At 50.1% G+C, this 11,275-nt stretch carries 5 protein-coding genes; all 5 read left to right on the top strand.

Annotated features, from left to right (window positions below):
• Window positions 1–322 precede the first annotated feature (322 nt).
• The 5 genes from JOD20_RS16675 to JOD20_RS16660 all read left to right on the top strand — a co-directional run bounded on the left by JOD20_RS16675 (window position 323) and on the right by JOD20_RS16660 (window position 11,215).
• Window positions 323–2,986, top strand: coding sequence for a hypothetical protein (locus JOD20_RS16675; RefSeq protein WP_204756353.1), 2,664 nt, complete (start codon window positions 323–325; stop codon window positions 2,984–2,986).
• A gap of 239 nt (window positions 2,987–3,225) precedes the next feature.
• A complete protein-coding gene (locus tag JOD20_RS16670; protein WP_204756352.1) occupies window positions 3,226–5,910 on the top strand; it encodes a PQQ-binding-like beta-propeller repeat protein in 2,685 nt (894 codons plus the stop codon).
• Between the two features lie 161 nt (window positions 5,911–6,071).
• Window positions 6,072–6,206 (top strand): hypothetical protein, encoded by a 135-nt coding sequence (locus JOD20_RS26740; RefSeq protein WP_275580626.1) that lies wholly within the window; start codon window positions 6,072–6,074, stop codon window positions 6,204–6,206.
• A 287-nt stretch (window positions 6,207–6,493) separates the two neighbouring features.
• Entirely contained in the window at window positions 6,494–8,878 is a 2,385-nt protein-coding gene (locus tag JOD20_RS16665; protein ID WP_204756351.1) for a hypothetical protein, read from the top strand.
• Between the two features lie 21 nt (window positions 8,879–8,899).
• The gene (locus tag JOD20_RS16660) at window positions 8,900–11,215 is read left to right on the top strand and encodes a hypothetical protein (RefSeq protein ID WP_204756350.1); all 2,316 of its coding nucleotides are present in this window, start codon (window positions 8,900–8,902) and stop codon (window positions 11,213–11,215) included.
• Window positions 11,216–11,275 lie beyond the last annotated feature (60 nt).

Below are 11,275 nucleotides of genomic sequence, written 5' to 3'. Positions count from 1 at the left end.
CGGTTTTGCTCTGGGTTTGGTTTCGTCACCATCCAGTATACCAAACCGAGGTCGTGCTGTATCCCCTGGTTGAGCGTCCCTGTCCGCCCTTAAACCCGTGGGCGGGTGAGTGGGCTAGGGGGTGAGGGGTGAATCGTTGTTAACGCAATGAATCAGTATACAGAGAGCATAGAACATCAAAAGTCAGAAGTCAGAAGTCCAAAGCCCTCGTGATCTTCGCGTCCTTCGTGCGCTTCGCGGTTCCCAACGCCAAAAGCCAATAGCCAACATCCAATAGCCTAGTGCCGATAGCCACTCATGATTGAATAGAGGAGCAATATCGATGCAACCACAACGGGAGCGAGTCAAACTTGGCAACGATCGTAATTGGTGGCGGGTGTTGCCCGTGCTTGGGGCGTTGGGCCTACTTGGCTTGATGCTGGTGCTGACATTCATCCCAAGTAGGCTTGATGAAGCGGATGTTGACCCCACTGCGGTGGCCTTGCTTGGTTCAGCTACGCCAAGTATTCAGCCTAGCCCAACCTTGATTGCCGCGCCATTTCCTACCCGACCAGCGGAGCCACCGCCAATTCGGCTGCTGCCCGATAAACTGGGCGAGATTCGCGTGGTGACGGTGCAACCAGAACTTGTGCTGACAACCGTTCCTCCTAAATTGCCAGGCGATCCGATGCCCTTACCCACGATTGTGCCGGTGATTGAGCCAGCACCAACCAATCTACCAGCCTCAACCGTTACGCCGCTGCCAGCGCCAACTGCGCGCCCAACGCCAGCTACCCAAAGCCAGCGCTATGCGATTGTGCATAGCCCTGCGGGCCATAACCTCGTGCGAATCGACTCCAATAATTTGGTTTCGATTGCTGCCGTTGATGCCTATGCTGAGCGCTTTATGACCTTGTTGCCTGCGCAACAACGTGTCTTGATTCCGCGCAATCAGCAATTGGTTGCGCTTGATTTGGCGACTAGTCGCGAACTATGGCGCTATGGTTTGTTGCCCAAAACGGCGCTTGATTATACAAGTCACTTGACGCTTGATCAGGCTGGCACTGGGGTCTATCTGATTGAAATTAATCAAGCAACGATGACCTGGCGTTTAAGTCACCTTGGGTTGAATGATGGAATTTTGCAGCAACCAGCCCAACATTTTAAATTGCCAGCAGTTGATCAACTGTTGCTCACGAGCACTGGCCACATTTGGTTTTCCACGCCGGAAACCCTGTTTCACTATGACCCTGCAACCCAAGCCTACCAAGAATTTGGTTCACTCTCCAACGCGACAATTTTGGGCGATGGCCGCCAACCGTTGTTGGGCGTATTTCGTAGCCCAACAACATTGAGCCTGATCAATTGGGCAACTGGCGACGAGCGTTCAGTTGAATTAGACGCAAGCCCATTTGAGTGGATGCCTAGAGCAGGCTTTTTATCCAACGATCAAACGATCTTGGTTGTTGATAGTGCGGCTCCGCCTACCAGTTCCTTCAGCGCAAATGATGACTATTTAGCCTATGATCTCCAAACTGGCCGATTAATTGCCACGATCAAGCATGATATGTTTAGCAGCCTCTATCCAACCAATAGTGCCGATCAATGGTTAGTAATCATGCCTGATTATGTGAGTTCCAAGCGCGATCTTAGCCTTTGGAACATGGCAACCAATACGTTGACCCAAGTAGTTGTGCCAACGATCATTGGCGATAATGGCATTCTATGGCTTGGCGAGGTTAGCGGTGCGCCAATTGAACCGCTTGCAAGTGAATTTCAAGCAGCAGTTACGCCCTTGCCTAGCCCTGTTTCGATCTATGAACAAACACCATTGCCAACGATCTTGCCTGCTACGACCAAGCCCGTGGCCTTGGTTGCTGCTAACGGTGGCATACAGCGGATCGATAGCGACTTGCACACGGAGTTGCTTGCTGATTTTGTGGTGCACACGTTTCCACGCTATAACCAAACTCCATTAGTGCTGCAACGCCCCCAAGCACGCCAGTGGCAAATGCTCGACCTAAACACCCAACAAACTGTGGAATGGCAATTTGAAAAAATTCTTAGTACTAGCGAATTGGATTTTGACCCCTTGCTAGCACCCGATTATCGCAGCTTGCTGGTGATTGTGGGCCAAGATTTACAGCGCAGCGATCAATTTACCGGCTCAAGTCAGTTAGTTCAGATTAATCTGCAAACTGGCACATGGAATATTCTCGCTGATTCATGGACATGGCCTGAGCTGCAATGGGCTAAACCAATTGCATTACACGGCGATAGCGCTTATTTTCTGCAAGCTGGGCCGAACCCGCAGGTGCTTTGGCGCGTGCAAGTAGGCCCACCGTTCCAAGCCACAAAACTGGCTGAAATTCCCAGCGTTGTTACCAGTGATCCAGCAGTTTCAAGTTATCCAATCTTTGCCAGAATCGTTATTTCACCCAACCAACGCTGGTTACTCTATCCGCTGGCGACGGCGAATAAGGAAACTATGTTGGTGAAGGTGCTCGATTTGGTCGAGCAACAAAGCCATGAATTGACGCTGCCATTGATCGATCTGGTGAGCTTGAGCTTTGCGCCCGATGGCGAGCGTTTTGGGTTAATCCTGCCAAGCTTGAACCCCAAACATGATCACTATGTTGGCTTGTATGAATTTGCGCAGCAACGTTGGTATCAGCTTGATGCAGGCTTTTATGCCAATAGCCAAGACCAGTTTTTGTGGTCGCCTGATGGCAAGTGGCTGGCGGTCGATTTTGGCTATGTTGGGCTTAACCGCCGCCTGAGCATCTATAATACGCAGCAACCAAGCCTCGCTTTGCGTTCGCAAATTGAGCCGACCGAGCATCGATTACTAGCCTTGGATAACGATGGCAAAACGCTTCTAACTGGCCAATCTTGGAATCCGGCATTTACCCAGTTGACATGGCGCGAGCAAGAATGGCAAACTGAGTGGCGTATGGCCCCAATGGAAATAAGGCTTGAGACGATTCGCTATCTGTATCCGCGTTGATTGTACGTAGGGATCGGGGATCGGGGATCAGGGGGGAGGAGTTAGGCTATCGGCTCTAGGCTGAAGGCTATTGGGAGTATGAAGCTGTGGCGACACTCTATGCTTCGGGCAATTTGTGGCTAAAAACGAACCTTCGCGTCCTTCGTGCGCTTCGCGGTTCCCAACGCCAATAGCCCATAGCCAATAGCCTATAGCCTAGTGCCGATAGCCACTCATGATTGAATAGAGGAGCAATATCGATGCAACCACAACGAGAACGGGTGAAACTGAGCAAGGATCGCAATTGGTGGCGGGTGCTGCCCGTGCTTGGGGCGTTGGGCCTACTTGGCTTGATGCTGGTGCTGACATTCATGCCAAGTAGGCTTGATGAAGCGGATGTTGACTCCACTGCGGTGGCCTTGCTTGGTTCAGCTACGCCAAGTATTCAGCCTAGCCCAACCTTGATTGCCGCGCCGTTTCCTGCCTGGCAACCAGAGCAATCAGCGCCGCCAATCCAAGTTTTGCCAGCAGACCCAGGCGAGTTTCGGTTAGCGACGATTGAGCCAGCATTCACCAGCGTTCCAACCAGGGATCTGAATGATGCCGAGTTGTTGCCAACAATTGTGCCCGCGATTCAACAACCAACAACGACGATTCCCGCAGCAACGCTTGGGCTTCAAACACCTACAACGCTGCCAACGTTAACGGCTCAACCTACACCTGTTGACCAAATCCATAGCTATGCAATGATTGTGCGTGCTGATATAGAGCAATATCAATTGGTACGCGTTGAGGCTACAGGCTTTGTGCCAATTGCGACCGTCGATGAGTATGCAGCAAACTTTATGGCGCTGTTGCCCGAGCAACAAACCTTGCTGCTGCCGCGTAACCAAAACTTAGTTGCAATTGACCTCAAAACGGGTCAGCCGCGTTGGAGTATGCAATTATTGCCCAAAAACCAGTATGATCGTAAAAGTAGGCTAAAAGTTGATCAAGCTGGCAGCGGGGTCTATGTGCTTGATCAACGTAGCGATGATGCACGTTGGACGTGGAGCCATCTCGCGATTCAGGATGGTCAGCTGCTTGATGGCCCCAGCTCATTACCACTCCCAGGCCATAGCCATATCATGACCAGCGATGGCAAGATTTGGGGCATCGAAGAGGATAAACTGTTTCAATTTGACCCCATGACCATGACAAAACGTGATGTTGGTGCGCTTAATAAGAATGAGATTGTTGGTGATGGCACGCAACCATTCTTGGGGGTGTTTCGGGCACCAACCACGTTGAGCCTGATCGATTGGGCGAGTGGTAATGAGCAAAAAGTAGCATTAAATCCGCCGTTTCAAGGCAATCTGCTTAGCGCCACGTTCTCGCATAACCAACAAACCTTAGTGGTTGAGAGCATCGTCAGCAGTGATGATCCACGCGTTGACGATCGGTATTTCAGCTCGGTCTACAACCTGCAAACTGGGCAGTTGCTTGGGATCAGCGAAGTTGACAGCCTTAGCTCAATCTACCCTGGCATAACTGCCGATCAATGGTTCATCTCGAGCTTCGATTGGGAGCGTGAGCAGCAGTTGGTTAGCCGTTGGAATGTCGCAACCAATAGCTTGACCGAGGTTGTTCCAGCTTCAGTTTGGGGCGATCATGGCATTGCATGGCTGGGTGAGATCGCTGGCCCGGCGATTAATCTGGCGAATAGCGAATATCAAGCGGCGGTTACGCCGTTACCAACCATGGTGCCAATGTATGATCAACCGAATTTGCCAACGATTCAACCCCCAAGCATTCAGCCAGTGGCAATTTTTGGCGATCGACTTGGCCTAGATTTACGCTTGCAACGGCTATCATCTGATCAAACGCTTGAAGTATTGGTTGAGGAAGGTTCTAGGCTGTTTGAGCGCTATAATCAGCCGCCCTTAGTGCTGCAACACCCCAAATCAAAAACATGGCAATTGCTTGATCCGGTGAGCCAGCAAACTGTCGAATGGGAATTTGAAAAGATTCTGAACGACGAAAGTTTTATCGACAGCATGCTTGCGCCAAATTATCAAAGCATGGTGGTGGTGGTAGGCCAAGATATGCGTAGCAACGATCAATTTATTGGGGCAAGTCAACTGCTGCAAATCAATACCCAAACTGGCGAATGGAATGTGCTCGCCGATTCGCGCACCTGGCCAGAATTGAAATGGGCTAAGCCGCTTGCTTGGCAAGGCGATAGCATCTATTTTCTGCAAACCAGCAAAAACCCTCAACTGCTCTGGCGGGTGCAGCTCGGGCCGCCATTCCAAGCAGAAAAAATCGCTGAAATTCCCGCGATTGTGGCCAACATTCCTGATGTGAGCAATGCGATTCTGGCCCGGGTGTATGTTGCGCCCAATCAACGCTGGCTAATCTACCCGCTGGCTGCTGCTAATAAAACGATGCTGTTGCGAGTGCTCGATTTGGTTAAGCAGCAAAGCCACGATATTGCCCTGCCATTGATGCCATTAGCCGCCGATGCGCTGAGTTTTTCGCCCGAAGGCAATAGCTTTGCTTTTATGTTGCCAACAGCTGATGGCAGTAGTGCTCCGGCCTTATATCAGCTTGAGCAGCAACGCTGGTATCAACTAGATTCAGGCGCGTATTCCGAGAGTAGCGAAAGCCCATTTTTATGGTCGCCTGATGGCCGTTGGTTGTTGTTGGATTTTGGGAATATTAGCCGCGAACAACGGCTTGGCGTTTATAACGCCCAACAACCAAGCCTCGTATTTAGTACAAAGCGTGATCCGCTCAAAAAACCAGTAGCCTTGTATAACGATGGCAAAACGCTGCTGGCCCAGCATTTGTGGCAACCAAGCCTTGAGCAACTCAGCTGGGATGGCCAAGCATTACAGATTGATTGGCGGATTAGCGAGGATATTGGCCTTTCCGAAGAGATTTATTATGTGTATCCACGCTAATTGGATATAGGGATCGGGGGTTGGGGATCGGATGACAGGTTATGATCCCCAGCCTTGACTCAGCTTGGCATCAGCTTGCTATCATTGTGCAACCCATGACGTGTGCGCTAGGCTTGATCGTACTATTCCCCATGGTCAAGCACGAGTGAGAGGGTTTGCTGATGGATGATCGTTCTGCCGCCAAGGCTCGCAATCTAGGGCGACATTGGCGGGTTTTGCTGCTGAGTTGCACAGTAATTGGGCTTGGCTTAGTTGTGCGTATGCTGTTTGGTTTAAGCCCTGTTGATCAAGCCTAACCTAGCCCTACCAACCAGCCAACAGCCGTGGCGCTTGCTGCCTCGCCCACGATTAAACCCAGCCCGACCGCCACGATTGTTCTATTTCCAAGCACAACTCCTCATGCCACGCCAAGTGCTCAAGCTCGCACAGCGCTAGTGCTTCTTCGGCAACACCAACTCGAAGCCACGCCTAGAAGCAGGGTGCGTTATGTGTATCCTCGCTAAGCCAACTTGGCATAGTTTGCTATGATTAGGGCAAGGTTCGATAGTATGCTCCAATGAGAGCAACCCTACGAGAGGTATTGATGATGGAAGAGCATTCGCAGCGCGCCAAGATTGGCGGTTCAGGCCGTCGTTGGCAAATTCTACCAGTCATGGCTGGGATTGGTTTATTAATTGCCATGATTTTGGCAGCCCAAACGCCAGCGCCCCCAGCACCTGTGCCAACTGCGACGGTGGTGGTTGCAGCAGTTCCAACCCCGAGTATTGCAACTCAGCCCCAACCCAATCAGCCGCTGCCCGCCAGCAAAACGCTTGATCTGGGCGAGCAACAGTTGCTGTTGATGGGAGATGAGGCTGAGTCGCATTTTTGGGATGGCGTTAATCAGCCTCAACCGCGAGGCAAGCTCATCGATCGAGAGCCGATAATTACAATTGACCGCGACCATAATGTGCTGTTGAGTCGCAATTATGCCTGGCTCGAAGCCCGTTCGTTGCGCGATGATCGGCGTTTGTGGCAATTGCCACTGTTTACCCAAACAGATCAACGCGAAACCACAATTTTGGATGTGGTCAACGATCCATTTATGGATGTGGTTTGGTTAATCGAAAAGCAAGCCACCAATGACCCATTTCAGCCTGCGACGGTGCGTTTGCGTGGGCTGGATAGCCGCAGTGGCCTAGAATTGCGCCAATATCAAGCACCGCTGTTGCGCCAACAACCCAAAGTCTTGCCAACCGCCGCTGGTCCATGGCTTTTGGCCGACGGTCAATTGTTTGGCTTTGATGCGGCCAGTGAAGGCTTTGCAGAACCCTGGTTTAGCCAGCTTGAGTTCGCTGCGGTGGCAGCCGATGGGCAGCGGGCCTTGGTCTTTGGTTCAGGCATGGTCAACGAAATCGATTTGCTCAAGCGTCAAACGCTCAACCAAACTGAATTTTCACATTTACCACGTGCTGGACGCATTGATCATCTGTTGGTTTCGCCCGATCTCAGCTATGTGGTTGCGGTTGTTAATCGTTTCGAAAACTTCGACACAAATTTAGTTCAGCAAATTTTCGCCTATGATCGCGCTGGCAATGGGCTTGGTTTGTGGCAACGTCAATTAGTCTATGAACGAACTCATACCAGTAGCTATGATGTGAGTCAGTTGATTCGCTTTCTCGATGACCAACGCCTCATTCTGCTCAATCGCACTGGTGTCTTGGAAACGATTGATCTCCCAACCAACCAAACTCAAACGATTGAGCTTGAGCATACAATTTTTGGGTTTGGATTAATTCCCAAGTTTCAGCCACTGCCCTCGGTTGCTAACCCACAGCTTGAAATTTTGACTGTTCCGTTTCCGGCAAATGCTCCGCTTGCGCCTGTGGCATTGGCCGCTCAGCCTTTGGCTTTAGTTGGGCATGAATCGCAGACCCTCCAGCTTTGGCCTAACGAAAGCCGTCGCGTGGAGTCTGAAGAAAGTTTTTATCGTATTGCCCGTTGGAATGCAGCGCCATTGCTGATTGATCGGACAGACGCAAGCTGGCAGATTTTTGATCCAACCAGCCAAACAACCCTTACCCTTGATCTCGATCCCGCTGAAATTGGCGGTTGGGATGATTTTGCGGGAGTCAGTGCGCCCGATAATCGGAGCATTGCGGTGTGCTATAGCTATCATTTCAATGCGCAATCCAATTCACGAGTCAACCGTTGCCTTGCGGTTGATCTGCAAACTGGCCAACCCAGGATTTTTGCCGAACTGCCCGCCGCAACCACATTAATCCCCATCTACTGGGATGGGCAGCAACTAACAATTGTTGGTCGAACGTGGCTTGAATCGGCGCAATCGTTTGAATATTTGGTCTGGCAAAGCTCGGCCAATGACCCAAGCCAAGGCACAAATCTGCTCAATCCTGATCAGGCGAAGGAGCTTTGGTATACGGCTGGCTCGCCAATTGTCGTCTATCAAGATTTCCAAGATCAACTTCAGCGCTATTCAATCGTCAGCCAACTAACCCAATTGCTCATGGCAACCGATGATCGCAAGGCCCTTGAAATTGAGATCGCGCCCGATGGCCAGACGATTATGCTGTTTGAGCGGACGTATCCTTGGCGCTATGGCACCTTGTTGATGTTTGATAGTGCAACTGGTTTGGAGTTAATGCGCCAGCCGCTGCAGATAGGCTTTCAAGGTACGTGGTCGGGCGATAGTCAATATTATTTGCTTGCCCAAAGCCAGACGATTAACTCACGCTTGCTGACATTGAGCCGCACAAGCCAAATCGGCCATTCACTGGTGCTTGCTGATTGGTTCAATCTAACCAAGAGTGATTGGTTTGGCCAGCGTGTCATGGTGGTGATGCCCGACGATGTGTATATTTTGGAGCGAATTAATCAACACTGGTTGCCGTTAATCCAATTTAATGGCTTTGATGCGACGACTCCATTTCGATCATTTAGTGTTGAGTATGTCTATCCGCAACCATAGGAGCCAGAGAGGGAGAAGGCTATGCAAAAAGTGTATCGAATGCTTTTGCTGGGGATATTGGTTGGGTTGTTGAGCAATTGCCAAGCGCAACAGCCCACGCCAACTGTCGTTAGCCAAGCCACGCCAACTTTACCGTCGGCAGCCCAAGCCAGCCCAAGCCAGCCAATTGCCACGCCCACCCAAGCCTTGAGCATGCCAGCCAATGAGCGGGTGTTGGTGCAATTGAAACAGCCAGAGTTTGGCTTGGATTTAAATTATGTTTGGCTTGCAGCGAGCGGCGAATTAACCCCTGTTGGCGCGAAATACCCCGATAAAATTGTCAGTATCTTTGCTGAAGAACACCTAGCAATTAGTCATCACTTCAATGGTATTCAGCTGTTTGATTTTGCAACCAATCAATACCGCTGGGAAATAGAATTCGATACTTTTGATGGGACTGATTTCGTCTTTGCGGCGCTCGATGAAGCCAAAACTGGCGTATATTTGACAATTGAGCGCAGTAAACCAAAACTTGGAGCTTTTTTTTGGACATGGATGCATGTTCAGTTAAGCGATGGAGCAATACTTGAGCAGCACGATATTAACCTTGAGTATATTTCTCGATATACGTGTACACTGAACCTCCACGGGACATTTTGGTGCTCCACCTATAAATCTGAACAGAAAATGAGCCACTATGACCCACGAACTGCTGAGTTAACCACGGCTGAGGAGCGTGGAATTATTACATTTGTTCAGCAACGGCTTTTTGTGTTGCATAACGAAACGGCTGTGCTTGAGTTGGATGGGCTTACGGGAGCGCCATTACGCACAGTTCAACTTACGCCACCACCAAGCGAGCAGCCTTATAACATTATCGTTGCGCCCGATTTAAAGCAGATTGCAGTTATTGAAGAATCCCTGCCCTTTAGAAAGAAACCGCCCTATACATGGCACATTTATGATCTTGAAACCGGTAAATTGCTTGATTCTTATCCTGTTGAGCAACGCTTGTCGCTCGTGCCAAGCTATCAATCGGGCTATTGGTATGCGTATTTGTATGACAATTATTTTATTGATTTGTGGCATCCCCAAAGCCAACAACGCACCAGTTTTGCGGTTGGGCAACAACCTATTCAAGCGGTTGGGAACATTTTAATAGTGCCGCAAACTATACCTGATGGAGGGTTGCCGAATGCTCAATCACTAGCAACCAATCAAATCGTACTCCCTGCTACCGAGCGCTATCCCTTGGCACTGTTTGCCAAGGAGACAATGAACCAAACAACTATCTATTCCACCCTATGGAGCGATCAACAGATTGAAATGCTTGATATACGGTTATTAATTAAGCGGCCTAAGCTCCCTGCTTTGGCGCTTTACCGCGACGATTCGTCTGATGCACTATGGCTCTACGATCCCCAAACCCAAACCCATCGTCAAATTGATTATTCTGCTATAGAACACCCATTAGATACGACAATCCAAACAGTAATCAATCCCGATTTGCAACAGGTACTGATTGTTCTTTTGCCACGTCATTCTGCTCAACCGTTACTGCTTTTAGATCTCACTACCAACCAGCTTACAGCGCTTGAAACAACCTTCAAACCACATAACTATCAAAAGATCGAGCCGCTAGCGTGGAGTGGTCAAACCCTGTATGCCTTATTGCATGGTGCCAGAACAAGCGCTTTCAACAAAAAAACTTTTTTTGCCAAAATTATGCTCACCCAACAAGCGGAAATTGAAATTTTGGCCGAATTGCCCTACGAGCCGCAAACCTTGGTTATGGCAAACCAACAAACCTTGGTTTATCGCCAAAGCCAAACTGCTAGCGAGCAACAGCTGGTTTGGTGGAATTTAACCAACCAAACCTCAAGTACGCTCAGTTTGCCGCTTAGCTCAGACCATGCCCTAGCCTTGGCTCCTGATGGCTCTGCTTTAGCCGCAGTAACCTTTGATTCGGCGCAGGGCATGGCTCAATTGCAGCGTTACGATCATGCTAGCCAAACATGGCACGTGCTTGATCAACAACCAAGCGGGCCGATGGTAACTACAACCCCAATTGTCGGTTGGTCGGCTGATGGCACGCGCTTATGGTGGCAACGCAGTTTGCAACAACCTGTGCTCAGCAAGCAATATCGGGTTTATGCCGCCGCAACTGGAGCCTTGGAATGGAGCGATGAGTTGCCATTACACAATCATGCGGTGGTTAGTGCCGATGCTGAAACGCTGGTTTTGGTTGGGGTTGCTGGCAATTTGATTCAAGAGCGCAGCTATGGGCAGCTTATTGCCCAGTTTCCGCTGCCAGCTGAACTATTGAGCCAGCGCGCCTTGACAGCGTTTGGGCGCTAAAAATCAAAAGCGCCACCATGACCTAAGCCATGGTGGCGCTTTTGTGGTTATTCGTATTGG

This window comes from Herpetosiphon giganteus (genome assembly GCF_016907925.1).
GTDB lineage: Bacteria > Chloroflexota > Chloroflexia > Chloroflexales > Herpetosiphonaceae > Herpetosiphon > Herpetosiphon giganteus.
This window is presented reverse-complemented; position numbering and strand designations above follow the sequence as displayed.

What these genes read in the sequence shown, in the direction of transcription:
- JOD20_RS16670 (WP_204756352.1), top strand. Translation starts at nt 3,226, where the DNA reads ATGCAACCACAACGAGAACGGGTGAAACTGAGCAAGGATCGCAATTGG.
- JOD20_RS26740 (WP_275580626.1), top strand. Translation starts at nt 6,072, where the DNA reads ATGGATGATCGTTCTGCCGCCAAGGCTCGCAATCTAGGGCGACATTGG.
- JOD20_RS16660 (WP_204756350.1), top strand. Translation starts at nt 8,900, where the DNA reads ATGCAAAAAGTGTATCGAATGCTTTTGCTGGGGATATTGGTTGGGTTG.
- JOD20_RS16675 (WP_204756353.1), top strand. Translation starts at nt 323, where the DNA reads ATGCAACCACAACGGGAGCGAGTCAAACTTGGCAACGATCGTAATTGG.
- JOD20_RS16665 (WP_204756351.1), top strand. Translation starts at nt 6,494, where the DNA reads ATGATGGAAGAGCATTCGCAGCGCGCCAAGATTGGCGGTTCAGGCCGT.